Source organism: Pseudomonas triclosanedens (assembly GCF_026686735.1).
Lineage (GTDB): Bacteria > Pseudomonadota > Gammaproteobacteria > Pseudomonadales > Pseudomonadaceae > Pseudomonas > Pseudomonas triclosanedens.
Genome location: NZ_CP113432.1, coordinates 5885518 through 5911696, shown reverse-complemented (window position 1 = coordinate 5911696; position 26179 = coordinate 5885518). Strand labels below are relative to the sequence as shown.

Genomic DNA, 26179 nt, shown 5'->3' with positions numbered 1-26179 from the left:
TCCATGATCGTCATCAACGCGCGTTTTCTATCCCAGGAACTGAGCGGCGTGCAGCGCTTCGCCGAGCAGATCTCCCTGTCGCTGGCGCGTCTGCGCAGCGACGTGCATTTCGTTGCGCCGCCCGGCCCGTTGGTCCGCGAGGACGTTGCCCGGCAACTGCGGGTCGAGCGCATCGGCCGCAACCGCGGACATCTCTGGGAACAGGTCGACCTGCCGCTGTGGCTGGCGCGCAATGGCCGGCCGCTGCTGGTGTCGCTGTGCAACACCGCACCGCTGGCCTACGGGCGGCAACTGGCGACCCACCATGACATCGCCTACGTGCGCCACCCGGAGAGCTTTTCCTGGCGCTTTCGCGCGCTGTATCGCGTGCTGACGCCACTGATGCTGAGGCGGGTGCTGGCGCTGATCAGCGTCAGTGAGTTCTCCCGCCAGGAAATAGCCTCGTACTACCGTTTTGCGAAGCAGCGCATCCATGTCATCGGCAATGCGGTCTCCGGCGAGTTTCGTTCCGCCGCCGTGGCCACACCCGCGCGGCCCTACCTGCTGGCGGTGTCGTCGCAGGCGGCGCACAAGAACTTCGCGCGGATGGTGGAGGCGTTCGGATTGCTGCATGACCTGGATGTCGAGTTGCACATCGTCGGCTCCGCCGGCCGCAGTTTCGCCGACTGCCGTTTGCAGGCCAGCGGCCAGGGCGAGCGAGTGCGCTGGCTCGGCCGCATCGACGACACACGACTGATCGAGGAGTACCGGGGGGCGGCGGCGTTCGTGTTCCCATCGCTCTACGAGGGCTTCGGCATTCCGCCGCTGGAGGCGCAGGCGTGCGGCTGCCCGGTGATCGCCGCCAGCAGCGCGTCGATCCCCGAGGTGCTGGGCGCCTCGGCGCTGTACTTCGACCCGCGCGACACCCAGGCGCTGGCCGAGGCGATGCGCCGCGTCCTGCTGGACGGCGAGCTGCGTGACAGCCTGCGCCGCGCCGGGCTGGAGAACTTCCTACGGTATTCGTGGGATCTGTCAGCCCTGCGGCTGTCCAGCCTGATCGACACCTTTCTCGCCGACCGCGCGGACTACCTGCCGCGCTTCGATCCACTCGAGTAGTGCGGACCCAGGGGTCCGTCCGCCAAGGAGGCAAGTTCCATGAAAGGCATCATCCTCGCCGGGGGCTCCGGCACCCGGCTGCACCCCATTACGCTCGGGGTGTCCAAGCAACTGCTGCCGATCTATGACAAACCGATGGTGTATTACCCGCTGTCGGTGCTGATGCTCGCCGGCATCGACGACATCCTGCTGATCTGCACGCCTGCCGACCTGCCCAACTTCCACGCCCTGCTGGGCGATGGCGAACAGTTCGGCGTGCGTCTGCAGTACGCGGTACAGCCGTCGCCGGATGGCCTGGCGCAGGCATTCCTGATCGGCGAGTCGTTCATCGGCGACGACTCGGTGTGCCTGGTGCTGGGCGACAACATCTTCTACGGCCAGAGCTTCACCGCCACCCTGCGCGAGGCCGCCGCGCGGGAGCGTGGCGCCACGGTGTTCGGCTACCAGGTGGCCGACCCGGGCCGCTTCGGGGTGGTCGAGTTCGATGACGGCGGGCGGGTGATTTCCATCGAGGAGAAGCCTCGCGCCCCGCGTTCGAACTATGCGGTAACCGGCCTGTACTTCTACGACAACCGCGTGGTGGAGATCGCCAGGAACATCCGTCCCTCGGCGCGCGGCGAGCTGGAGATCACCGACGTCAACAACGCCTACCTGGCCCTTGGCGAGCTGCGCGTGAGCCTGCTGGGGCGCGGCTTCGCCTGGCTGGATACCGGAACCCACGAGTCGCTGATGGAGGCAGGGCACTTCGTGCAGACCATCGAGGCACGGCAGGGGCTGAAGGTCGCCTGCCTGGAGGAAATCGCATTCCAGCAGGGCTGGCTTTCCAGCGAGCGTCTGGCCCTTCAGGCCGAGCGCCTGGGCAAGACCGGCTACGGGCGCTATCTGCAGCAACTGCTGCTGGACGCCCGCCCATGAACTCCGTCTGCCGCATGTCTGGCCGGTCGGCCGCGGCGGTGCATCACCGACCTGTCTGCCTTGGGTGGCAGCGACGCCAGGATGGGCGTCGAACGTTGTGAGGTTTTTCCATGTCCATTCGATCGAAGGGAATTTTGCGGGCCAACCAGTCGCTTCTCGCACTGGCTCACCGGCTGCTCGATCTGCTGGTCATCGTCGTGAGTGGGGCGATTCTCCTGAGCGATGGCAGCGGCATGCCGGACTCCCGCGTCTGGGTATCGGTTCTGTTGTGCGTGATGCTGTTCGGCTGGCTCGGCGAGCTGAACCGGCTGTATGGCTCCTGGCGCGGCGAGTCGATGCTGCGCGAGTCGTTGCTCGTCACCAGCTACTGGTCGCTGTCGTTCTTCGCGGTGATGCTGCTGGACGTCGCGCTGCGCCACGGTGTGCTCACCGACGGCCGCCGCTTCGCCTGGTTCGCCATCGCGCTGCTGGTGATGTGCGGCTATCGCCTGCTGCTGCGTGTCCTGCTGCGCCTGGCGCGACGGCACGGCCTGAACAGCCGCAATGTCGCTATCTACGGCACCGGCGAAATCGGTGCGCGGCTGGCGGCCACCATCCTCGATGCGCCGTGGATGGGCCTGCACCTGGTGGGCTTCTACGATGACCGCCCGCAGCAGATGCCGCTGGACCAGCGGGTGCCGGTGAAGGGCGGCCGCCTGGCGCTGATCGAGGCGGCGCGCGCCGGCCAGATCGACAAGGTCTACCTGACTCTGCCTCTGTCCCGCGAGCCGCTGCTCAACGAGCTGATTCGCGAACTGTCCGACACTACGGTGTCGGTCTACCTGATTCCCGACCTGTTCATGTTCGATCTGCTGCACGCGCGCAGCGAGAGCATCAACGGCCTGGAAACCATCAGCATCTTCGACACCCCTATGGATGGGCCCAACGCGGTGCTCAAGCGCATCGAGGACGTTGCCCTCGCTTCGCTGATCCTGCTGCTGGTGTCGGTGCCGATGCTGCTGATTGCCGTGGCGGTGAAACTCACCTCGCGCGGCCCCGTGCTGTTCCGCCAGACCCGTTACGGGATGGACGGAAGGCCGATCCGCGTATGGAAGTTCCGCAGCATGACGGTCATGGAGGATGGTGCCGAGGTCACTCAGGCCTCGCGCAACGATTGCCGCGTCACTCGCCTGGGCGCGTTCCTGCGACGGACTTCACTGGATGAGCTGCCGCAGTTCTTCAATGTCCTCCGGGGCGATATGTCGGTGGTTGGCCCACGGCCTCACGCAGTGGCGCACAACGAGCAGTACCGCCGCCAGGTCAGCCGCTACATGCTGCGTCACAAGGTCAAGCCCGGTATCACCGGATGGGCGCAGGTCAACGGCTGGCGAGGCGAGACAGACACCCTGGAAAAGATGCAGAAACGCATCGAATACGACCTTGATTACATTGAGAACTGGTCCGTCTGGTGGGATCTGAAAATCGTCTTGCTGACCCTCTTCAAGGGATTCGTTCATCGCAATGCGTTCTGAATCTGTCTCCTACCTAACACCCTGCTTCAAGGAAGGATCGCCATGAAAAATCTGTTCGTGTTCGGTCTTGTTGTCGGCAGTCTGGCGCTACAAGGCTGTGTATTCTCCCCCGGTCAGCACATGACGGATTCCGATATTCAACGCGAGGCACAGAAGGAGGGGATGCAGATCACTCTGGTGCCCATCACGCCCCAGGTGCTGCAACGCCAGGAAGCGACCCGCGAGAGCCTGCCCGGCGTGCCTGCGGAGCTGCTCAACTACCGTCCGCCGCAGAACGACTACCTGATCGGCGCGGGTGATGTCCTGCTGGTCACTGTCTGGGATCACCCGGAGCTCACCAGTCCCGGCTCGACCCAGCAGATGGAAGCCAACGGCCGCGTGGTCGGCGCCGACGGCAATATCTTCTTCCCCTATGCGGGGGTGGTGCGCGCCGAGGGGCAGTCTCCCGCGCAGTTGCGCTCGCGCCTGGCCAGCCAGCTCGGGAAGAAGGGTATCGTCGATCCGCAGGTGGACGTCACCGTGCTGCGCTATGCCAGCCAGCATGTGGTGCTCTCCGGTGCCTTCCAGAACGGCGGCCAGGTCGAGCTGAACAATACGCCGACGACGCTGGTGCAGGCGGTCAGCAAGGCTGGCGTGATTGCCGGCGAGGCGGATCTGTCGGGGCTGACCCTCAAGCGTGACGGCCGCGAGTATGTGATCGACGTCGATGCGCTCAACCGCACCGGCTCCACCCTGAGCGGCGTCTACCTGAAGAACGGCGACCAGATCCACCTGCCCTATAACGACCGCAAGAAGGTCTACGTGGTGGGCGAAGTGGAGCGGCCGCAGGTAGTCACCTATCGCACTACCGGCCTGTCGCTGCTCGAAGTGCTCGGCAACGCCGGCGGCCTGGCCCCGGAAACCTCCGATGGCGACTCGGTCTACGTGATTCGTGGCAACCCGCAGCAGACCGCCAGTGCTCAGGGCGCGTTCCAGGCACAGGTCTTCCACCTGGAAGCCAAGCGCCCGACCGCCTATGCGCTGGCCAAGGAGTTCGCCATGCAGCCGCAGGACGTGGTGTTCATCGGTCCGGCCAACATCACCCGCTGGAACCGCTTCATCAGCCAGTTGCTGCCGTCGGCCAACATCGTAAGCACCAGCGCCGCAGTGGGCCGCTGAGGCACTCGCGACCCAGCCTTCGCAAGACGCCGGACGGGTTCGCCCGTCCGTGCGGACGCTCTACCCTTTTGGTGGGCGTTTCCCCTAGCAATGCCCATGACCCGCCAACGTTGCAGCGTTGGCGGGTTTCTTTTTGCCGGCGACACGATCCTGCCGCGTGTGTCATGGGGTACGCTCGATCTCTTATATTCCTTAATAGAATTACATATTAAGAATTAATTCTTTTTGGATTTATAACGCTTGTCTTATCGTTGCCCAGCGTTGCCGCTGGCTGTATCGGAAGGCACGGAGGAGTGGCGGTAATCCGCCAGCAAGGTAGGGGACGGTGGCGGTTTTCCGCTGGTCTTGCCTGGGGAAGTGGCTCTGGAACGAGAGCCGGGGCAGGCCGCGCGGGGTTGTCGGGCACATGAGGCCGGTTGGCCTGGGGTTTGCCTTGGCAGTGGGCGCGAGCCTGCAGCTTCGCCACGACAACAAGACACGAGTACCGAACCATGCCACTGCATTTCTCTGCCGTATCTCTCTCCGCCTGCCTGCGCATCGTCCCCGACTAGAGGGACTCCACCAGCTCCGAATACCGGATGCCCGCGTGCGTGCTCACGCCGCGCCGAGGCCGCTGTTTGCCATTCGGACGGATTCGCTGGGGATTCGTCGCCGTCGTGAATGGCCTGTTTTCCAAGATCAATAAAATGGGGAAATTCCAATGAAAAGCCGCACTCTCACGCAATCGAGCCTGGCGCTCGCCATCGCTGCCGCCAGCCTCGCTCAGTCGGCCGTCGCCGGCGGGTTCATCGAAGACAGCAAGGCCAACCTCACCCTGCGCAACTTCTACATCAACAGCGACAACCGTAACGGCACCAGCGACCCGAACAAGCAGGAAGAATGGGGCCAGGGCTTCCTGCTGAACTACAGCTCGGGCTTTACCGAAGGCACGGTAGGGTTCGGCGTGGATGCGCTGGGCCTGCTGGGTGTGCGCCTGGACAGCAGCGGCGCCAAGCACTACGAGTCGGCTTCGCAACAGGGTGGCACCGTGTTCCCGTCCAAGAGCAACGGCGATGCGGTGAACGACTTCAGCAGCCTGGGCCTGACCGCCAAGGCCAAGGTTTCCAATACCGAATTCCGCTACGGCACCCTGCAGCCCAAGCTGCCGGTGGTGACGTACAACGACGGCCGCCTGCTGCCCGTCACCTTCGAAGGCGGCCAGGTCGCTTCCACCGACCTCAAGGACTTCTCGCTGGTAGCCGGCCAACTGGAGCACTCCAAGGGCCGCAACTCCACCGACAACCGCAGCCTGAGCATCGCTGGCGCCAACGGCTCCAGCCTCAGCTCCCGCGACAGCAACAAGTTCTACTACGCCGGTGGCGACTACAAGCTGAACAAGGACCTGACCCTGCAGTACTACTACGGTCAGCTCACCGACTTCTACCAGCAGCACTTCCTCGGCCTGCAGCACAACTGGGCTATCGGCCCGGGCGTCCTGAAGACCGACCTGCGCGCCTTCGACAGCAGCTCCGATGGCAAGAACGGCAGCTCCTCCGGCCGTGCCGACGGCTATGTCAGCAGCGGCTACTACGGCGGCAACACCACCAAGGGCGAAGTGGACAACCGCGCCTTCAGCGGTCTGTTCACCTACTCCGTCAGTGGCCACAGCTTCGGCGCCGGTTACCAGGTGCTCAACGGCGACAGCGACTTCCCGTTCCTCAACCGTGGCGACGGCGAAGGCTCCACTGCCTACCTGATCACCGACGTGCAGATCGGCAAGTTCCAGCGCGCCGGCGAGCGCACCTGGCAGGTCCGCTACGGCTACGACTTCGCCAAGGCCGGTCTGCCGGGCCTGACCTTCCAGACCATCTACCTGCACGGCGACAACATCGATACCAAGTACGGCGACAAGAGCGAGTGGGAGCGTGATATCTCCCTGGCTTACGTGATCCCGGACGGCACCTTCAAGGGCCTGGGCTTCACCTGGCGTAACGCGGCCCTGCGCAGCGGCCTGCCGGACAGCTCCGCTGGCAAGCCCGGCACCGCCACCCAGCGCGATCAGGACGAGAACCGCCTGATCGTCAGCTACACCATCCCGCTGCTGTAAGCATCCGGGGCAAACAGAAGCCGCCGACCTCGTGAGAGGCGGCGGCTTTTTTGCGGGCGGCTTTTGCAGGGTGCTCTTGTTGGGGGCTCGCAGACAATCAGCTCAGTGCGCGATGCTCGATGGGTATCGCTTCGCTCCACCCATCCTACGAACCTGCCAGGCAATTGCTCCTGCGGATCAGCCGGGTGGCCTCGTAGGAGTGCACGCAGCAACCGAAGCTCGCCGTAACCGTAGGATGGATGGAGCCTGACAAGGCAAATGCTCCTGCGGGGTTGTCTGCCGCAGAAAGAAAAAGGCCGTCGCTCGGTCGGAGTGACGGCCTTTTTTCTTCAGCGAATCAGCGCTTCTGCGGCGCTGGTTGCTGCTGGGTGATGCAGTGGATGTTGCCGCCGCCCAGGAGAATCTCGCGGCCCGGCACCATCACTACTTCGTGCTCGGGGAAGATGCGCTTGAGCGTCGCTTCGGCTTCTGCATCCTTCGGATCGTCGAAGCGCGGGGCGATGATGCCGCCGTTGACGATCAGGAAGTTGACGTAGGAACCGGCCAGACGGATCGACGGATCGCGCGGCTGGGTGCCAATCACCATATCGACACCTTCGCACTCGGCTTCGGTGGCGTGGATCGGGCCGGGGATGGTGATCTTGTGCACGGTCAGTTGGCGGCCCTTGGCGTCGCGGGCGCCTTCCAGTATGCGCATGGCGGCCTGGCAGCGCTGGTAGTTCGGGTCGTTGACGTCGTCGGTCCAGGCCAGCAGGACTTCGCCGGGGCGCACGTAGCAGCAGAAGTTGTCGACATGGCCGTCGGTCTCGTCGTTGAACAGGCCGTCCGGCAGCCAGATCACGGTATCGATGGCCAGGTGGTCGCGCAGCACGGCTTCGATTTCTTCGCGGCTCATGTGCGGGTTGCGGTTGTGGTTGAGCAGGCACTCTTCAGTGGTGATCAGGGTGCCTTCGCCGTCCACGTGGATCGAGCCGCCTTCGAGTACGAAGCCTTCGGTACGGTAGCCGGCGCAACGCTCGATACCGAGGATCTTGCTCGCCACCTGGTCGTCGCGGTGCCAGGGGAAGTACAGGCCGCCTTCCAGGCCGCCCCAGGCGTTGAAGGTCCAGTCCACGCCGCGCACGGCTCCGTTGTCGTCGATCACGAAGGTCGGGCCGGTATCGCGGACCCAGGCGTCATCGTTGCTGATTTCCACCAGGCGGATGTTGGCTGCATCGGCGAGCTGCGCGCGGGCGTTCTCGTACTGGCCTGCGGAGACGCCGATGGTCACCGGTTCGAAGCGCGCGATGGCGCGGGCGACGGCGCTGAACGCGGCCTGCGCGGGCTTGCCGCCCAGGCGCCAGTTGTCCGGGCGCTCGGGCCAGACCATCCAGGTCTGGGTGTGGGGTTCCCATTCGGCCGGCATGCGGAAGCCATCGGCGCGGGGAGTGCTGGTCAGAGTGGTCATGGGGCGATCCTTGAGTGGTGCCGCGCAGGGGGAGGCGCCTGCGCGGCGGGGTCGGTCATTCGGAGAGGGTTTCGCCGTCGAGCGTCGCGATCGGCCAGTATAGGTTCGGCCTGCGATCGCGGAACACACCCCAGGCGGTGCGGGTCTTTTCCAGGGCATCCAGGTCGAAGGCGTGGACCAGGATGCCTTCCTCGGTCTCGTTCAGTTCCGCTACCTTCTTGCCGAACTGGTCCGCGATGAACGACGAGCCGTAGAAGGTGATGTCGTAGCCGTCCTGCTCTTCGCGGCCAATGCGGTTGGAGGCCACCAGCGGCATCAGGTTGGCACCGGCGTGGCCCTGCTGGACGCGCTGCCAGTGGTCGCGGGAGGTAATGCTGGCGTCGTGCGGTTCGCTGCCGATGGCGGTGGGGTAGAACAGCACTTCGGCACCCATCAGCGCCATGCTGCGGGCGCATTCGGGGAACCACTGGTCCCAGCAGATGCCGACGCCGATGCGCGCGTGGGCGGTATCCCAGACCTTGAAACCGGTGTCGCCGGGATTGAAGTAGTACTTCTCGTGGTAGCCGGGGCCGTCGGGAATGTGGCTCTTGCGATAGACGCCGAGGTTGCTGCCGTCGGCATCGATGATGGCGATACTGTTGAAGCGGGCGCGGCCGGCGCGCTCGAAAAAGCTGATCGGCAGCACCACGTTCAGTTCGGCTGCGACTTTCTGGAAGTGCCGGATCGCCGGGTTCTCTTCGGTGCTGGTTGCCAACTGCGTGTAGTCGGCGTTCGGCTTCTGGCAGAAGTATGGGGTCTCGAACAGCTCCTGGATCAGGATGATCTGCGCGCCCTTCGCCGCTGCCTGGCGAACCAGTTTCTCTGCGTTGGCGATGTTGGCCTGGATATCCCGGGAGCACGCCATCTGGGTGGCGGCGACAGTGACAGTGCGGGTCATGGAACACCTTGCATGCGGATATTTATCGATGGTCCCACCGATAACCGGTAACGAGGCTGAATGACCACGGTTGTGCGCGCCCACACCTTGGTCGTTCAGGGCATGGGCGATTTATATCCGATAAAAATCGGTTTATGAAGAGATTTTGAAAAATAATCTCACCGTGAATTCGATAAATATCAGATAAAAATCGAATTAACTCAGGGGTTGAGCGCGCTTGGGCAGGCCGGGCGGCAGGTAGAGGCCGAGGTAGGCGTCGAATACGCGCATGCCTTCCTCGGCCAGACGCTCGCTGATGTGCCCGTGGCGCTGCATGGAAAGCGCGTAGACGCGGTCGCCCAGTTCCATCGCCAGGCTGAACACTTCGATATCACGCGGCAGAGGCGGCAGCTCGAAGTGGCGTTCGAACAACTGGCGCATCGCTTCGCCCAGTTGCACGTCGTGCTGGCTGTCGGCCTGGGTGACTTCGGCCAGGCCGTGGCTGGCGAGGATCAATTGGCGGGCGGCTGCGTCGTCGGCGTAGACCTCCAGCATGCGCTGCTCGACGATGCGCGAGAGATCGCGCCATTCGCGCAGCTGCGCGTGGTCTATCGGGCGCTCCAGGCAGGCGCGGAAGGCGGCGTGGACATCGTTGGTCAGGCCCTGGAGCAAGGCGGGCACGCTGGGGAAGAAGTGGTAGACGGAGGAGGGCGGAATCCCGGCGCGCTCGGCCACCGCATAGATCGACAGGCTTGCCGCGCCGCTCTCGGCCAGCAGCGCCCGAGCGGCGTCGAGGATCACAGCGATGCGCGCCTGGCTGCTGGCGCGAGGTTTGCGAGTGGTGGGAGCGGGCATGGCGTCCTCCGGAGCTGGGCGGCTATTGGACGCCAGCTGCGGGGCGCTCGGCAACCCGCTGTCATTTTCGCAGGAGTTGCCAGGCCTGTTGCAGCGGTGTTTGCAGTTTCTCGGATACGGGCGGAAGCAGGAACAGCCGGCGCTGGATCTGGACATCCGGGAAGAGATTGACGTCATTGCGCATGGCCGGGGTGAGGTTTGCAGCTGAGCCGGGCACTGCATTGGGATAGAAGGTGGCGGTGGTATTGCGCGCGGCCACTTCGGGGCGCATCAGGTAGTCGATGAAGCGATAGGCGAGTTCGGGATGGGCGGCATGGGCGGGAATGGCCAGGGAGTCGATGAACATGGGGGAGCCCTCTTCCGGAATGAAGAAGTGCACGGGCTGTCCTTCTTCCGCAGCCTTCAGGGCATCGCCCACCCAGGCCAGCGACAGGCACAGGTGCCCCTCCGAGAGATCCTTGATATAGCGCTCGCTGTCGATGTAACGCAGGTTGGAGCGGATCAATTGGAGCTTTTCGCCCGCGGTCTGGATGAGGCTGGGGCGCAGGTTGGAAAGGCTGCGGCCCTGGAAGTTGATCAACGCGGCGAAAGTTTCTTCCGGTGCGTCGAGCAGGCTGACGCCGCAGTCCTTGAATTTTGCATTGCTGTCCGCTTCGAACAGCAATGCCCAGCTATTGGGCAGCGGTCCGCCGTAGGCGGCTTCTGCCTGCGGCATGTTGATCGCCAGGCCGATCATGCCCCACAGGTAGGGAGCGGCGAAGCGGTTGCCAGGATCGAACGGGGCGAGCTTGCGCAGCAGGTACTTGTCCAACTGGCCGAAGTTTTTCAGGCGAGTACGGTCAAGCGGCAGCAGCAGGTGTTTGTCGATCAGTTCGAGCAGGTCGCTGTGCGCCGGGACCACGACGTCCAGAGTGGCGCCGTCGCGCAGCGACTGCATGAGTTCCTGCGTTGTATTGAATGTCCGGTAATCGACTCCGATACCGGTCTCTTTCTCGAAGTCCTGCACCACCTGGGGATCGATGTAGTCATTCCAGTTGTAGACGGTTATGCGCTCGCCGGACTGGGCCAGGGGGATTTGAAAACACAGCAGAATTAAAAGCGGGCTTAGATATCGATAGAACATCAAGGTGGCTCCGGAGTTGAGGGTGTTCCTTCAACTCCGGAGTATTCGGGCGAGTGGTTTCTCGATGGACTGAGAGTTGCCTGAGGCTGTCGTAGGAAAGTACGCGTAATTATCGAGCTTCCCTGCGCAGGTGCTCCCAGACTTCGGTGATGACCGGGGCGGTCTTCTCCGGCGCGGTCTCCAGGGCGAACAGGCGGCGCTTGGTTTCCTGGTCGGGATAGAGGCCGGGCTGGTCGCGCAGGGCGGCGTCCAGGTACTGCGCGGAATCCTTGTTGCCGTTGGGGTAGAGCGTGGAGGCGGTGATCTGCGCCGCTACCTTCGGCTGCATCAGGTAGTCGATGAAGCGCAGGGCGAGGTCCGGGTGCTCGGAGCTGCTGGGGATGACCAGGTTGTCGATGAACAGCACGGAGCCTTCCTGCGGCACCACGAAACGAACCGGCTGGCCGGCGTTGGCGGCATTCAGCGCGTCGCCGACCCAGGCCATCGACACGCACAGCTTGCCGGCGTTGAGGTCCTGGATGTAGCGCTCGCTGTCGATGTAGCGCAGGTTCGGACGCAGCGCCGCGAAGACTTCGCCGGCCCGGCGAATCTGCGACGGCGCGCTGCGGGCGAAGTTGCGGCCCTGATAGTTCATCAGCACGGAGAAGGCTTCGTCCGGCGCGTCCAGCAGGCTGATGCCGCAACTTTTCAGGCGCTGGCTCTGCTGCGGGTCGAACAGCACGCTCCAGCTTTCTGGCAGCTTGCCGCCGTAGGCCTTCTCCGCCTCGGGTTCGTTGATGGCCAGGCCCACGGCGCCCCAGAGGTAGGGCACGGCATGCTGGTTGTTGGGGTCGACCGCGGCCAGCTTGCTCAGCAACTGGGGATCCATGTGGCTGCGGTTGGGCAGGCGGGCGAGGTCCAGCGGCTGGATCAGTTTGTCCTTGATCATCGCCGGCAGATCATTGTGCGATGGCACCGCGACGTCGATGTGCTCACCGCTTTGCAGGGCTTTCTTCAGTTCTTCGGCGGTGCTGTAGGTGTGGTACTCGACCCGGATTCCGGAGTCTTTCTCGAAGTCCTTCAGCACTTCGGGGGCGATGTAGTCGTTCCAGTTGTAGACGCGTATTACCTGGTCGGCCCATCCGGACAATGGGCACAGCAGCAACAACATCAAGGCGTACAGGCGTGGCATTGGCGATCTCCCTGAATAACCACGTAACTCAGCGGATGCGGCTTGGGCCGCTCGAAAGCGCAACAGCAAAGACACGACAGACGCGATGGGTGCCCGACCGGGCAGGCGGAGTCATCGCGAGCAGGAACCGGCAGCGTGGGTGGGTCGCGTCGGCGCCTCCCCGCGCCATTGCGATATCGCTGCCCTGGTGATGCCAGAGGCACCAGGGAAACGCCGGCACGAGGGCCGGCGTTTCAGTTGCCACTTATACGGTATGCAAGTACCAGTTGTACTCGAGATCGGAGATCGAATATTCGAACTCCTGCATCTCATGCTCCTTGCACGCGACGAAGATGTCGATGTACTCGGGGCTGATGTACTTGTTCATCACGTCGCTGTCGTCCAGCTCGCGCAGTGCATCGCGCAGGTTGTTCGGCAGGCTCTGTTCCAACTGTTCGTAGGCGTTGCCCTCGATCGGCGCACCGGGCTCGACCTTGTTGGTCAGGCCGTGGTGGATACCCGCCAGTACCGCCGAAAGCAGCAGGTACGGGTTGGCGTCGGCGCCAGCGACTCGGTGTTCCAGGCGTACTGCCTCGGGCGTGCCGGTCGGGACGCGCAGGGCGACGGTACGGTTGTCCAGACCCCAGCTCGGTGCGTTCGGCACGAAGAAAGCCGAGCCGAAACGGCGGTACGAGTTGACGTTCGGGCAGAGGAACGCCATCGATGCCGGCAGGGTCTCGAGCACACCGCCGATCGCGTGGCGCAACGCGGCGTTCTGCTCGGGATCCTCGCTGGTGAAGATGTTCTTGCCGTCCTTGTCGAGCAGCGAGACGTGGACATGCAGACCGTTGCCAGCCTGGCCCGGGTAGGGCTTGGCCATGAAGGTCGAATCCATCTCGTGATCGTAGGCGACGTTCTTGATCAGACGCTTGAGCAGGACCGCGTAGTCGCAGGCCTTCAGCGCGTCATTGACGTGGTGCAGGTTGACTTCGAACTGGGCGGGGGCGCTTTCCTTGACGATGGCGTCGGCCGGAATGCCCTGGGCGCGCGCGCCGTCGATGATGTCCTGCAGGCAGTCGGCGTACTCGTCGAGGTCGTCGATGGAGTAGACCTGAACCGATTGCGGACGCTTGCCGGATATGGGCGAGCGCGGCGGTTGCGGACGGCCGTTCACGTTTTCCTGGTCGATCAGGTAGAACTCCAGCTCGAACGCGGCAACGATGGTCAGGCCCATGTCGGTGAACTTCTGCACCACCTGGCGCAGTACTTCACGCGGGTCGGCGAAGAAAGGCTGGCGTCCTTCCATCTCGTGCATGGTCATCAACAGTTGCGCGGTAGGGCGCTTCTGCCAGGGTTCCATCGAGAGTGTGTTGGGGATGGGGTAGCAGACGCGGTCCGCGTCTCCAATGTCCAGGCCGAGGCCAGTGCTTTCTACAGTGGAGCCGGTGATGTCGAGAGCGAAGAGAGAGGCGGGGAGATTGATGCCTTTCTCGTAGACTTTGGGCAGGTTGGTGCGTTCGATGCGCTTGCCGCGAACCACACCGTTCATATCTGCAATAAGAAGGTCGACGAACTGGACCTCGGGATGTTCCTTCAGGAACTCACTCGCTTCTTCAAGCGAAACGGCACTCTGGGGTACCGGCATGATGCAACACCTTTATTGTTAAAAATATCAATCATTCGAAGGCTGAGGTGTGAGTCAATCCGAATTGGCAAGGGTTGTCAATGTTGCACCATGTTGGTGCGGTCTGGCTCTGGCAGGCCGTTTTTGGGGCGTCCAGAGGCACTCTAAGCAGGCTGAGAGCCTTGGCTGGCGGGCTGTTCAGTGGGGCGTGTTTGATTTTTTACATTTCTGTTGTGTAAAAAAATGAACAAGGCTAAGCTCGGCCTCAAGCCCATAACACATACAAACACGGGTGCCTCATGTCTCGCCTGCCGTTAATCGGCGTGTCGGCCTGCGTCAAGCAGATCGGTTCGAAACCCTACCACGTTACTGGCGACAAATACCTCAGAGCAGTGATCTCCGGGGCCTCGGGCATTCCGGTGATCATTCCTTCCCTGGGCGAGGTCATCGACCAGGAAGCCATGCTGGCTTCCCTCGATGGCCTGCTGTTCACTGGCTCGGCGTCAAACGTCGAACCACATCATTATAGTGGCTCCGCCAGCGAAGCCGGCACTCTTCATGATTCCTTGCGCGACAGCACCACGCTGCCGCTGATTCGTCGTGCCGTGGCGGCCGGCGTTCCAGTGCTGGGCATCTGCCGCGGATTCCAGGAAATGAACGTGGCCTTCGGTGGCACGCTGCACCAGAAGGTGCACGAAATCGAAGGTTTCATGGATCACCGCGAGCCTGCCGGTGAACCGATCGAAATCCAGTATGGACTGCGGCACGTCGTCGACGTGCAGCCGGGCGGCGTCTTCGCCGATATCGGGCTACCCTCGCAGTTCCAGGTCAATTCCATTCATGGCCAGGGCGTTGAACGTCTGGCGCCCGGCCTTCGTGTAGAAGCTCTGGCGCCTGACGGGTTGGTTGAAGCCTTCTGCGTCGAAGGTGCAAAGACCTTCGCTGTCGGTGTGCAGTGGCACCCGGAGTGGCAGGTCGAAACGAACCCCAACTATCTCGCTATCTTCCAGGCTTTCGGCAAAGCCTGCAGCAAGAGGGCGGGGAACCGTTGAGTCCGGCGTTGGGGCCGGGCTCTTAAACCCTGAGGTCTTTATGACTACCAAGTTAGACCAGCTGAGCAGCTGGCTGAAGGAACGCAAGATCACCGAAGTGGAATGCATGATCGCCGACCTTACCGGGATTGCCCGGGGCAAGATCGCGCCGACTGCGAAGTTCCTCAACGAGAAAGGCATGCGCCTGCCGGAGAGCGTTCTCCTGCAGACCGTGACCGGTGACTACGTCGAGGATGACATCTATTACGACCTGCTGGATCCGGCAGACATCGATATGGTCTGCCGCCCGGACGAGAATGCCGTGTTCCTCGTTCCCTGGGCCATCGAGCCGACCGCGATGGTGATCCACGATACCTACGACAAACTGGGCAACCCCATCGAGCTGTCGCCACGCAACGTGCTCAAGCGCGTGCTCAAGCTCTACGCCGACAAGGGGTGGAGGCCGATTGTCGCCCCGGAGATGGAGTTCTACCTGACCAAGCGCAGCGACGATCCCGACTACCCGCTGCAGGCTCCGATCGGTCGTTCCGGTCGCCAGGAAACAGGCCGCCAATCCTTCTCCATCGACGCGGCGAACGAATTCGACCCGCTGTTCGAGGACATGTATGACTGGTGCGAACTGCAGGGCCTGGATCTGGATACCCTGATCCATGAAGAAGGCACCGCGCAGATGGAAATCAACTTCCGTCATGGCGACGCCCTCGACCTGGCCGACCAGATCGTGGTGTTCAAGCGCACCATGCGCGAGGCTGCCCTCAAGCACAACGTGGCCGCTACCTTCATGGCCAAGCCGATGACCGGCGAGCCGGGCAGTGCCATGCACCTGCACCAGAGCATCGTCGACATCAAGACTGGCAAGAACATCTTCTCCAACGCCGACGGCAGCATGAGCGAGCTGTTCCTGAGCCACATCGGCGGCTTGCAGAAGCTGATTCCGGAGGCGCTGCCGCTGTTCGCGCCGAACGTCAACTCGTTCCGCCGCTTCCTGCCCGATACCTCGGCGCCGGTGAACGTGGAGTGGGGCGAAGAGAATCGTACCGTCGGTCTGCGCGTGCCGGATTCCTCTCCGGAGAACCGCCGCGTGGAGAACCGTCTTGCCGGTGCGGACGCCAACCCTTACCTGGCCCTGGCAGCCAGCTTGCTGTGCGGTTACATCGGCATGGTGGAAGGCCTCAAACCCAGTGCACAGGTCAAAGGCCGTGGCTACGAACGGCGTAACCTGCGTCTGCCGCTGACCATCGAGGCAGCGCTGGAGTGCATGGAAGGCAGCAAGACCCTGGAGAAGTACCTGGGCGAGAAGTTCATTCGGGGCTACGTCGCGGTGAAGCGCGCCGAGCACGAGAACTTCAAGCGAGTGATCAGTTCCTGGGAGCGTGAGTTCCTTCTGCTTTCCGTCTGATCGGCGTGGGGTCCGGCCAGCCGGTCGGACCCTGTGTTTCTTAGAGAGAGGTTTTACCAAGATGACTAACCAGACCAGCGCCAAGACCCAGCATTGGCAGGCGCTCAGCCGTGAACACCACCTGGCACCGTTCACCGACTACAAGCAGTTGAACGAAAAGGGTGCTCGCATCATCACCAAGGCCGAAGGCGTGTACCTTTGGGACAGCGAGGGCAACAAGATCCTCGATGGCATGGCGGGCCTGTGGTGCGTGAACGTCGGCTACGGTCGCAAGGAGCTTGCTGAAGCCGCTTACAAGCAGATGCAGGAGCTGCCCTACTACAACCTGTTCTTCCAGACCGCACACCCGCCGGCGCTGGAACTGGCCAAGGCCATTGCCGATATCGCCCCCGAGGGCATGAACCACGTGTTCTTCACCGGTTCGGGCTCCGAGTCCAACGACACCGTGCTGCGCATGGTCCGTCACTACTGGACGATCAAGGGGCAGCCGCAGAAGAAAGTGGTCATCGGCCGCTGGAACGGCTACCACGGCTCTACCGTAGCCGGCGTCAGCCTGGGCGGCATGAAGGCTCTCCACGAGCAGGGCGACCTGCCGATCCCGGGCATCGTGCACATCCCGCAGCCGTACTGGTACGGTGAGGGCGGTGACATGTCGCCGGAAGAGTTCGGCGTCTGGGCTGCCGAGCAACTGGAAAAGAAAATTCTGGAAGTTGGCGAAGACAAGGTCGCCGCCTTCATCGCCGAGCCCATCCAGGGCGCAGGCGGTGTGATCGTTCCGCCGGAAACCTACTGGCCGAAGATCCGCGAAATCCTCGCCAAGTACGACATCCTGTTCATCGCCGATGAAGTGATCTGCGGCTTCGGCCGTACCGGCGAATGGTTCGGCAGCCAGTACTACGGCAACGCCCCGGACCTGATGCCGATCGCCAAGGGCCTGACCTCCGGCTACATCCCTATGGGTGGCGTGATCGTTCGCGATGAGATCGTCCATACCCTGAATGAGGGTGGCGAGTTCTATCACGGATTCACTTACTCTGGTCACCCGGTTGCAGCGGCTGTCGCGCTGGAAAACATCCGTATCCTGCGCGAAGAGAAGATTGTCGAGAAGGTGAAGACCGAATCGGCACCGTATTTGCAGAAGCGCTGGCAGGAGCTGGCCGATCACCCCCTGGTTGGCGAAGCCCGCGGTGTCGGTCTGGTGGCAGCACTGGAGCTGGTGAAGAACAAGAAGACCCGCGAGCGCTTCGAGAACAAGGGTGTGGGAATGCTGTGCCGTGAGCACTGCTTCCGTAACGGTCTGATCATGCGCGCGGTGGGGGACACTATGATTATCTCGCCGCCGCTGGTGATCGAGAAATCGCAGATCGACGACCTGATCACCCTGGCGCGCAAGTGCCTCGATCAAACCGCCGCAGCCGTTCTGTCTTGAGTCTTTCACCGGACCTTTGACAGACTGCGCCTGTGCGTTGGCCAGGCTCACCGGGTGGTGACGGATCGAACTGTCCACGCCACCCGGAACATCAAAAAAACAAACGGAGCTACCCGCATGTTCAAGACCTTCGGCAAATCCCTGCTCGCTGTGACGCTGGCGGGCGCTGTGGCTGGTATGGCGCAGGCAGATGACAAAGTGCTGCACGTATACAACTGGTCGGACTACATCGCGCCGGATACGGTCGACAAGTTCACCAAGGAAACCGGAATCAAGGTCGTCTACGACGTCTATGACAGCAACGAAGTGCTGGAAGCCAAGCTGCTGGCCGGTAAGTCGGGTTATGACATCGTGGTTCCGTCCAACTCCTTCCTCGCCAAGCAGATCAAGGCTGGTGTCTATCAGCCGCTGGACAAGTCCAAGCTGCCGAACTGGAAGAACCTGAATCCGGACATCATGAAGACCCTGGAGATCAGCGACCCGGGTAACCAGTACGCGATTCCGTACATGTGGGGCACCATCGGCATCGGCTACAACCCGGACAAGGTCAAGGCTGCGCTGGGCGACAACGCTCCGGTGGACTCCTGGGACCTGGTGTTCAAGCCGGAAAACATCCAGAAGCTGAAAGCATGCGGCGTGAGCTTCCTCGACTCGCCGACCGAAATGCTGCCGGCCGCCCTGCACTACCTGGGCTACAAGCCGGATAGCCAGGATCCGAAAGAGCTGAAGGAGGCCGAAGCGCTGTTCCTGAAGATTCGCCCGTACATCTCGTACTTCCACTCCTCGAAGTACATCTCCGACATCGCCAACGGCAACATCTGCGTGGCCATCGGTTACTCGGGTGACGTATACCAGGCCAAGTCCCGCGCTGAAGAAGCCAAGAACAAGGTCACTGTGAAGTACAACATTCCGAAGGAAGGTGCCGGCGCGTTCTTCGATACCGTCGCAATCCCGAAGGATGCCGAGAACCCGGAAGCTGCTCTGAAGTGGATCAACTTCCTGCTTGAGCCGGCGGTAATGTCCGAGATCACCAACGTGGTTCAGTTCCCGAACGGTAACGCCGCCGCCACTCCGATGGTGAGCGAGGCCATTCGTAACGACCCGGGCGTATACCCGACCGATGAGACCATGAAGAAGCTGTACGCCTTCCCGGACCTGCCGGCGAAGACTCAGCGCCTGATGACCCGCAGCTGGACCACCATCAAGTCCGGCAAGTAATCGGGTAGTCGCTGCCGCCTGGCGCGGCAGCCGATGTACCGGGTAGATGGCGGGGGAGTGCGCTCCCCCGTCACTTCCGGCAGGAATCCGTAGCTTCCATCAGTGGAATGGCTGCGCAAGTCGAGGTGCTCTCGTGCTCCTGATGGCTTTGTCGCTATCCACGCAATGGCCGTCGTCGCCAACCGACAGAAGAAGTTAAAAACAACGAGAGGACTAACGTGTGCGCATTCCCTTCCGCAGAACCCTGATCGCCGCAGTCTCCGTATTTGGCTTGGCCAGCGTGGCCCAGGCTGGACCGTCCGTGCATATCTACAACTGGTCGGACTACATCGGTGAAACCACTCTCGCCGATTTCGAGAAGGAAACCGGTATCAAGCCGGTGTACGACGTCTTCGACTCCAACGAGACCCTGGAAGGCAAGCTGCTGGCTGGCCGTACTGGCTACGACGTGGTCGTGCCGTCCAACCACTTCCTCGGTCGCCAGATCAAGGCGGGCGCGTTCCAGAAACTGGACAAGAGCCAACTGCCCAACTGGTCGAACCTCGATCCGCATCTGATGAAACAGCTCGAGGCGAACGACCCGGGCAACGAGTACGGCGTGCCGTACCTGTGGGGCACCAACGGCATCGGCTACAACGTCGACAAGGTCAAGGCCGTGCTGGGTGTCGACAAGATCGATTCGTGGGCTGTGCTGTTCGAGCCCGAGAACATGAAAAAGCTCAGCCAGTGCGGCGTCGCCTTCCTCGATTCGGGCGACGAAATGATGCCGGCTGTGCTCAAGTACCTGGGGCTGGATCCCAACAGCACCAATCCGGACGACTACAAGAAAGTCGAAGACAAGCTGATGGCGGTGCGCCCGTACGTCACCTACTTCCACTCGTCCAAGTACATCTCCGACCTTGCCAACGGCAACATCTGTGTGGCCGCCGGCTTCTCCGGCGACGTCTTCCAGGCTGCCAACCGTGCCAAGGAAGCTGGCAAGGGCATCAATATCGCCTACGCGATCCCTAAGGAAGGCGCGAACCTGTGGTTCGATATCCTTGCCATCCCGCGTGATGCCGCGAACCCGAAGGAGGCGCATGCCTTCATCAACTATCTGCTCAAGCCCGAAGTGATCGCCAAGGTCAGCGATTACGTCGGTTACGCCAACCCGAACCCCAAGGCTGGCGAATTCATGGATGAGTCCGTGCGCAACAATCCTGAGGTCTATCCGTCTCAGGAGGTTCTCGACAAACTCTTCGTGCAGCATGAGCTGCCGCCGAAGACCCTGCGCCTCATGACCCGTTCCTGGACCAAGATCAAGTCGGGCAAGTAAGCCCGGGCTCTACTGAGTCCGTGCGCGCGGGCACGGAGCGTCGGAGAGGGCTCAAAAAAGCCCTCCGACGTCTCTAAACTGCGCCAGCCCGTAGTAATACCAAGCATGCCCGGCCGCGGGGGCCGGGCCTCTATGATTTGGGAGTTGTGGTAATGGCAATAGCCTCCGGTGCCTACAAGAAAGCCCTCAGTGGCGACCAGCAGCCTAAAGAGGTGCTGGTAAAAATCGACCGGGTCAGCAAGCAGTTCGACGAAACACTGGCTGTCGATAGCGTGTCCCTGAACATCAAGAAAGGTGAGATTTTCGCCCTGCTCGGTGGCTCCGGTTCGGGCAAGTCGACCCTGCTGCGCATGCTGGCTGGTTTCGAGCGTCCCACTGAAGGTCGCATCTTCCTCGATGGCCAGGACATTACCGACCTGCCGCCCTATGAGCGGCCGATCAACATGATGTTCCAGTCGTATGCTCTGTTCCCGCACATGACGGTAGCGCAGAACATTGCTTTCGGCCTGAAGCAGGACGGACTGCCCAAGGACGAGATCGACCAGCGCGTCAACGAGATGCTCAAGCTGGTGCAGATGGCCCAGTACGCCAAGCGCAAGCCGCATCAGCTTTCCGGCGGCCAGCGTCAGCGCGTTGCCCTGGCCCGCTCCCTGGCCAAGCGTCCGAAGCTGCTGCTGCTCGACGAGCCGATGGGCGCACTGGACAAGAAGCTGCGCTCGCAGATGCAGTTGGAACTGGTGGAGATCATCGAGCGCGTGGGTGTGACCTGCGTGATGGTGACCCACGACCAGGAAGAAGCGATGACGATGGCTCAGCGCATCGCCATCATGCACCTGGGCTGCATCGAGCAGATCGGCAGCCCGATGGACATCTACGAGACCCCGGCCAGCCGCCTGGTCTGCGAGTTCATCGGCAACGTCAACCTGTTCGACGGCCAACTGGTCCAGGACGTGGAAGACCACGCCGTGATCGCCTGCCCGCAGTTGGAAAACCCGATCTACATCGGCCACGGCATCAGCACCCGTGCCGAAGACAAGCGCATCACCTACGCGCTGCGTCCGGAAAAGGTCATGGTCAGTTCGCAGAAGCCTGAGAACCTCGAGCACGAGGGCTGCAACTGGGCGCAAGGCACCGTCTACGATATCGCCTACCTGGGCGGTCATTCGGTGTACTACATCAAACTTGCCTCCGGCATGATCGTGCAGGCCTTCATGGCCAACGCCGAGCGTCATGTGGCTCGCCCGACCTGGGACCAGCCCGTGTACATCAGCTGGTACGACGACAGCGGCGTGGTACTGCAATCATGAACGTCGCCGCCTCGATCCTGAAACGCCTGCCCAGAGGGCGGCATGCCGTGATCGGCATCCCGTTCTTCTGGCTGTTCCTGTTCTTCCTCCTGCCGTTCGCCATCGTGCTGAAGATCAGCCTGGCTGCGGCGGACGTCGCCATTCCGCCGTACACGGAAGTCTTCCAGTACGCGGACCAGACCCTGCAGGTGGTGCTGAACCTCGGCAACTACCTGATGCTGACGGGCGACCCGCTGTACATCGATGCCTATCTCGGCTCGCTGAAGATGGCGTTCATCAGTACCCTGATCTGCCTGCTGATCGGCTATCCGATGGCCTACGCCATCGCCCGCGCCAGCAAGGAAATGCAGACCGTGCTGCTGCTGCTGATCATGATGCCGACCTGGACGGCGATCCTGATCCGCGTCTACGCCTGGATGGGCATCCTGTCCAATAACGGCCTGCTCAATGGCTTCCTGATGTGGCTGGGTGTGATCAACGAGCCGCTGACGATTCTGAACACCAACTTCGCGGTGTACATCGGTATCGTCTACTCCTACCTGCCCTTCATGGTCATGCCGTTGTACGCCAACCTGGTCAAGCACGATATGAGCCTGCTGGAAGCTGCCTCCGACCTTGGCGCGCGCAACTTCACCAGCTTCTGGAAGATCACCGTACCGCTGTCCAAGAACGGCATCATCGCCGGCTGCATGCTGGTGTTCATCCCGGCGGTGGGCGAGTTCGTGATCCCGGAACTGCTCGGTGGCCCCGAGACGCTGATGATCGGTAAGGTCCTCTGGCAAGAGTTCTTCAACAACCGTGACTGGCCGGTGGCTTCCGCCCTTGCTGTCGTGATGCTGGCTATCCTGATCGTGCCCATCATCTTCTTTAACAAGAACCAGGCTAAAGAGCTGGAGGGCAAGGTATGAACAAGCGTTGGTCGTTCTCCAACATCATGCTGGTCCTCGGTCTGCTGTTCATCTACGTGCCGATGATCATCCTGGTCATCTACTCGTTCAACGGCTCCAAGCTGGTGACCGTGTGGGGGGGCTGGTCGATCAAGTGGTACGTCGGCCTGCTCGACAACCAGCAACTGATCGGCTCGGTGTTCCGCTCGCTGGAGATCGCGTTCTACACTGCGTTCTCCTCCGTGGCGCTGGGTACCCTGGCGGCTTTCGTGCTGACCCGCATCCCGCGCTTCCGTGGCCGCACGCTGTTCGGCGGCATGGTCACCGCGCCGCTGGTAATGCCCGAGGTGATCACCGGTCTGTCGCTGCTGCTGCTGTTCGTAGCGATGGCCCAGTTGATCGGCTGGCCGCAGGAGCGTGGCATCGTGACCATCTGGATCGCTCACACCAGCTTCTGCTCGTCCTACGTGGCGGTAGTGGTATCGGCGCGTCTGCGTGAGCTGGACCTGTCTATCGAAGAAGCGGCAATGGACCTGGGCGCCAAGCCCTGGAAGGTGTTCCTGCTGATCACCATCCCGATGATCGCGCCGTCGCTGGCAGCGGGCGGCATGATGTCCTTCGCCCTGTCGCTGGACGACCTGGTTCTGGCCAGCTTCGTGTCCGGTCCTGGCTCCACCACCCTGCCGATGGAAGTGTTCTCCGCCGTGCGCCTGGGCGTGAAGCCGGAGATCAACGCGGTGGCCAGCCTGATCCTGCTGACCGTTTCGCTGTTCACCTTCTTCGCCTGGTACTTCACCCGCCGGGCCGAGGAGCGTCGCAAGCGCGCTGTCCAGGAGGCGATGGAGTCCAACGCTACCGACTGGCAGCAAAAGAGTTCGACAGCCACCGCCTGACACCGTCTTGTCGGCCGGTTGCTTCCGGCGATTGTCGAACCACGGGCCACCTTCGGGTGGCCCGTGTCTATTTGTGTCGGCGTTATTCCGAAGTGTCTGGAAAATCAGGATTTATCGGAAAAATCTGTAGGTAAGAAAGGCCTTCTCCGAGCGTTTACCCAACTAATATCTAAAGCGTTCGATGACTTTGCCGGCCTCCCCCCAAACCAGGGCCGGCATCGTCAACGGCAACTTCCCATGAAGTCTTTGATACGTGCGGGAGACGGCGCCCAATACAACACCCCGAGTGTCCCTAGGGGAAATAACGCGCCAAGGAGCTCTGGCATCTCCCGCAGTACTCTCTTTCCAGCTGCAAAAAGAAAACCCCGCAATGCGGGGTTTTCTTTTTTCGGGGGGAGGTCAGCGACTGGCGGGTACCAGTTTCAGCAGACCCTTGGTATTGGCCTTAACCTCGGCATCCTCATAGTGCTGGGGCATGTACTGTCCTTCGATGTAGGCTTCGGCCTGGTCGTTGTAGTGCTTGTCGAACGGCACGCCGCTCTGTCCGACCGGATTGATGCCCAGACTGTGCGTTGGGTTGGCAAAGTCGATCAGGCGCCGTGTGGATGGGCCGTAGGCGACCTGCCAGGGTGCCGGGCCGACGCGGGCGGACAGGTTGTTTGGCGTCTCATGCCCGCCGGGTGCGGCGAACGGGCCGACGTTGAAGATGCGATCCAACGGCTTCTGCTGCCCCAGCGGGTGGCCGTGGGTGAGCGTATGAGCCTTGCCCCACTGCCATTGCGCCGAGTCCTGCCCAAGCGTGCTGCGCAGGTGCGCCAGGCTCGCCTGCCAGGCGGCCTTGACGATGTCCTGGCGTGTCTCCTTCTGCGGCGTCTTGTGGTTATCCCACCAGGGCGAGCTCTCGTCGGCCACTAGGCGCGGCAGAGCGACATCCAGCACGCGGGTCGACAGCAGGTTGTCGAAGAAGGCGTCGCCCATCTCGTCGCGCATCGCACCGTCGGCGATCTGGTACAGCAACTGGTTGAACAGCGTTGCGGTGACCGAATCGACCGGATGGTCGCCTTGCCAGGCCGCCAGTTTCTCCACCAGAGCCTTTTCCTCGCCGTTGGCCGCGGCTTCGCGCAGGATCGGCAGCAATGGTTTGAGCACGCGCGGACCATAGCCGGTACCGGTATCGAGCTGGAGTGCCTGACTGTTCTGCAGATCCCATTTCACCGAGTTGTCGGCGAGGCGCTCGTTCAGGCGCTGGCCGCGATCCGGCAGGTTGTAATAGCCCGGCACCGGGCGGCCGTTGGCGGGAACCGGCTGGAAGTTGGCGGACACGATGTAGCCACGCGGCGGGTTTTCTTCCTGCGGGTTCTCGCTGAAGGGGTAGTAGCCGTTCTTGTCGGCCTGGCCGGTGGCGCCATCGAGCAGGAAGTACGGATTGACGCCGTCCGGTCGCACCGGCAATTGCGCCGAGGCCCACCAGCCGATGTCACCGCGGGCGTTGGCCCAGATCACGTTGAGGCCCGGCGACTGGATCTTCGACGAGGCGTTGCGGGCCTTTTCCAGGGTGTCGGCGCGGTTGAGCTGGTAGAAGGCGTCGAGGATCGGGTTCTGCGTTTCCAGGAAGGCCCACCACATCGAGATCGGCGTCTTGCCCGCTGCAGTGCCCAGAGCATCGTTGACCAGCGGGCCGTGGGGCGAGCTGCGCAGGGTGATCTTCACCGGCGCCTCGCCCTTCACCGCGATGCTCTGCTCCTCGCTCTTCAGGTCGACCCACTGGCCGTGGTACCAGACCTGGTTGGGATTGTCCGGGTTGACCTTCTCCGCGACCAGATCGACATCGTCATTCTGGAACATGGTCAGGCTCCAGCCGAACTGCTGGTTGTGGCCGAGCGATGCGAACGGGTTGAGCGCCTGATAGTGCCCATATAGCTCGAAGCCCGGGGCGCTGGCCTGGATCTCGTACCACACCGCCGGTACGGCGAAGCGGATGTGCGGGTCGCCCGCCAGCAGTGGCTTGCCACTCTTGGTGCGGCTGCCGGACACGGCCCAGGCGTTGCTGCCTTCGAACTGCGGCAGGCCGGCTTCCTCCAGCGCTGCGTGGCTGATCCGGGCGATGGCGCTGAGGTCCTGCCAGTCGGCGGCGGCCAGCGGGCTCTTGTCGAGCACGCCTTGCGGATGCCAGTCGAGGTCGAAGACCTTCAGGTAATCGGTTCCCAGCTTGTCGCGGACGTAGGTGAGCACCGGTTCGGTACGGAAGGCCGCAGCAAAACTGTAGGCCATGTAGCCGGCGACGCTGACGGTATCCTCGGGGGTGAACGGACGCTTGGGAATGCCGAGGATATCGAACTCCATCGGCCGCGGATGGCTGTCCTGGAATTGGTTGACGCCATCGAGATAGGCCACCAGCGCTTTCCAGGCGGGAGAGTTCTTGTCCTGGGTAGCGACGTACTCTGCGGCGTGGTCGCGGATTCGAAGGCTGCGGAACATGCGGTCGGTATCGACCAGTTTGGGCCCGAGTACCTCGGCCAGTTCGCCACGCGACAGCCGGCGCAGTATCTCCATCTGGAACAGGCGATCCTGCGCGTGGACGTAGCCGATCGCGCGATACATGTCCTCCTCGCTGGCCGCCTTGATGTGCGGTACGCCGCGCTCGTCGTAGCGAACGGTGACCTCGCTCGACAGGCCGGCCAGGGGCAATTGTCCATCGCGTACCGGCTGCTTGCCGTGCAGGTACCAGCCGGCGCCGGCCGCGGCGGTTGCCACGACGACGGCGAGGACAGTCAGGGTGCGTTTCATGCGCCATCTCCT

General features: G+C 62.4%; 20 protein-coding genes. 13 read left to right on the top strand and 7 right to left on the bottom strand.

The features are described 5' to 3' along the window. The first annotated feature begins 3 nt into the window (after positions 1 to 3). From OU419_RS27335 to OU419_RS27315, 5 genes are all read left to right on the top strand, one after another. A complete protein-coding gene (locus OU419_RS27335) occupies positions 4 to 1095 on the top strand; it encodes a glycosyltransferase family 4 protein (protein WP_254475381.1) in 1092 nt (363 codons plus the stop codon). Between the two features lie 39 nt (positions 1096 to 1134). Further along, positions 1135 to 2010 (top strand): glucose-1-phosphate thymidylyltransferase RfbA, encoded by an 876-nt coding sequence (gene rfbA, locus OU419_RS27330; RefSeq protein WP_254475379.1) that lies wholly within the window; start codon positions 1135 to 1137, stop codon positions 2008 to 2010. A gap of 110 nt (positions 2011 to 2120) precedes the next feature. Beyond that, positions 2121 to 3521, top strand: coding sequence for an undecaprenyl-phosphate glucose phosphotransferase (locus tag OU419_RS27325; protein WP_254475376.1), 1401 nt, complete (start codon positions 2121 to 2123; stop codon positions 3519 to 3521). 42 nt (positions 3522 to 3563) lie between these two features. Then, complete coding sequence (locus tag OU419_RS27320; RefSeq protein WP_254475374.1) at positions 3564 to 4679, top strand: polysaccharide biosynthesis/export family protein; 1116 nt, start codon at positions 3564 to 3566, stop codon at positions 4677 to 4679. 700 nt (positions 4680 to 5379) lie between these two features. Then, entirely contained in the window at positions 5380 to 6765 is a 1386-nt protein-coding gene (locus OU419_RS27315; protein WP_254475372.1) for an OprD family porin, read from the top strand. A 337-nt stretch (positions 6766 to 7102) separates the two neighbouring features. Here OU419_RS27315 and aguA read toward each other — a convergent pair whose 3' ends face one another. The 6 genes from aguA to OU419_RS27285 form a co-directional block, all read right to left on the bottom strand. After that, positions 7103 to 8212 (bottom strand): agmatine deiminase, encoded by a 1110-nt coding sequence (aguA, locus tag OU419_RS27310; protein ID WP_254475370.1) that lies wholly within the window; start codon positions 8210 to 8212, stop codon positions 7103 to 7105. 55 nt (positions 8213 to 8267) lie between these two features. Next, positions 8268 to 9149 (bottom strand): N-carbamoylputrescine amidase, encoded by an 882-nt coding sequence (gene aguB, locus OU419_RS27305; RefSeq protein ID WP_254475368.1) that lies wholly within the window; start codon positions 9147 to 9149, stop codon positions 8268 to 8270. Between the two features lie 195 nt (positions 9150 to 9344). After that, the gene (locus OU419_RS27300; protein WP_254475366.1) at positions 9345 to 9983 is read right to left on the bottom strand and encodes a TetR/AcrR family transcriptional regulator; all 639 of its coding nucleotides are present in this window, start codon (positions 9981 to 9983) and stop codon (positions 9345 to 9347) included. Positions 9984 to 10044: 61 nt separating this feature from the next. After that, on the bottom strand, positions 10045 to 11106 hold the full coding sequence (locus OU419_RS27295; protein ID WP_254475364.1) for an extracellular solute-binding protein: 1062 nt from the start codon (positions 11104 to 11106) through the stop codon (positions 10045 to 10047). A gap of 109 nt (positions 11107 to 11215) precedes the next feature. After that, positions 11216 to 12277, bottom strand: a complete 1062-nt coding sequence (locus tag OU419_RS27290; RefSeq protein WP_254475362.1) for a polyamine ABC transporter substrate-binding protein — start codon at positions 12275 to 12277, stop codon at positions 11216 to 11218. Between the two features lie 244 nt (positions 12278 to 12521). Further along, positions 12522 to 13901 carry a glutamine synthetase family protein gene (locus OU419_RS27285; protein ID WP_254475360.1) on the bottom strand — a complete coding sequence of 460 codons (1380 nt, stop codon included), beginning with the start codon at positions 13899 to 13901 and terminating at the stop codon, positions 12522 to 12524. Positions 13902 to 14179: 278 nt separating this feature from the next. Here OU419_RS27285 and OU419_RS27280 point away from each other — a divergent pair, with 278 nt between their 5' ends. The 8 genes from OU419_RS27280 to OU419_RS27245 all read left to right on the top strand — a co-directional run bounded on the left by OU419_RS27280 (position 14180) and on the right by OU419_RS27245 (position 23380). After that, entirely contained in the window at positions 14180 to 14932 is a 753-nt protein-coding gene (locus tag OU419_RS27280) for a gamma-glutamyl-gamma-aminobutyrate hydrolase family protein (protein ID WP_254475358.1), read from the top strand. A 40-nt stretch (positions 14933 to 14972) separates the two neighbouring features. Further along, complete coding sequence (locus OU419_RS27275; RefSeq protein ID WP_254475356.1) at positions 14973 to 16331, top strand: glutamine synthetase family protein; 1359 nt, start codon at positions 14973 to 14975, stop codon at positions 16329 to 16331. A 61-nt stretch (positions 16332 to 16392) separates the two neighbouring features. Beyond that, a complete protein-coding gene (locus OU419_RS27270) occupies positions 16393 to 17760 on the top strand; it encodes an aspartate aminotransferase family protein (protein ID WP_254475353.1) in 1368 nt (455 codons plus the stop codon). Positions 17761 to 17877: 117 nt separating this feature from the next. Then, positions 17878 to 18978 (top strand): polyamine ABC transporter substrate-binding protein, encoded by a 1101-nt coding sequence (locus OU419_RS27265; RefSeq protein ID WP_254475351.1) that lies wholly within the window; start codon positions 17878 to 17880, stop codon positions 18976 to 18978. Positions 18979 to 19198: 220 nt separating this feature from the next. Next, positions 19199 to 20293 (top strand): polyamine ABC transporter substrate-binding protein, encoded by a 1095-nt coding sequence (locus tag OU419_RS27260; RefSeq protein WP_408004913.1) that lies wholly within the window; start codon positions 19199 to 19201, stop codon positions 20291 to 20293. 152 nt (positions 20294 to 20445) lie between these two features. Next, on the top strand, positions 20446 to 21600 hold the full coding sequence (locus tag OU419_RS27255; protein ID WP_254475349.1) for an ABC transporter ATP-binding protein: 1155 nt from the start codon (positions 20446 to 20448) through the stop codon (positions 21598 to 21600). 26 nt (positions 21601 to 21626) lie between these two features. Continuing rightward, positions 21627 to 22508 (top strand): ABC transporter permease subunit, encoded by an 882-nt coding sequence (locus OU419_RS27250; RefSeq protein WP_254475564.1) that lies wholly within the window; start codon positions 21627 to 21629, stop codon positions 22506 to 22508. Further along, positions 22505 to 23380 carry an ABC transporter permease subunit gene (locus OU419_RS27245; protein ID WP_254475347.1) on the top strand — a complete coding sequence of 292 codons (876 nt, stop codon included), beginning with the start codon at positions 22505 to 22507 and terminating at the stop codon, positions 23378 to 23380. Before OU419_RS27250 ends, OU419_RS27245 begins: the two co-directional genes overlap by 4 nt. A gap of 399 nt (positions 23381 to 23779) precedes the next feature. Here the strand turns inward: OU419_RS27245 and OU419_RS27240 are convergent, their stop codons facing one another. After that, on the bottom strand, positions 23780 to 26167 hold the full coding sequence (locus tag OU419_RS27240) for a penicillin acylase family protein (RefSeq protein ID WP_254475345.1): 2388 nt from the start codon (positions 26165 to 26167) through the stop codon (positions 23780 to 23782). Positions 26168 to 26179 lie beyond the last annotated feature (12 nt).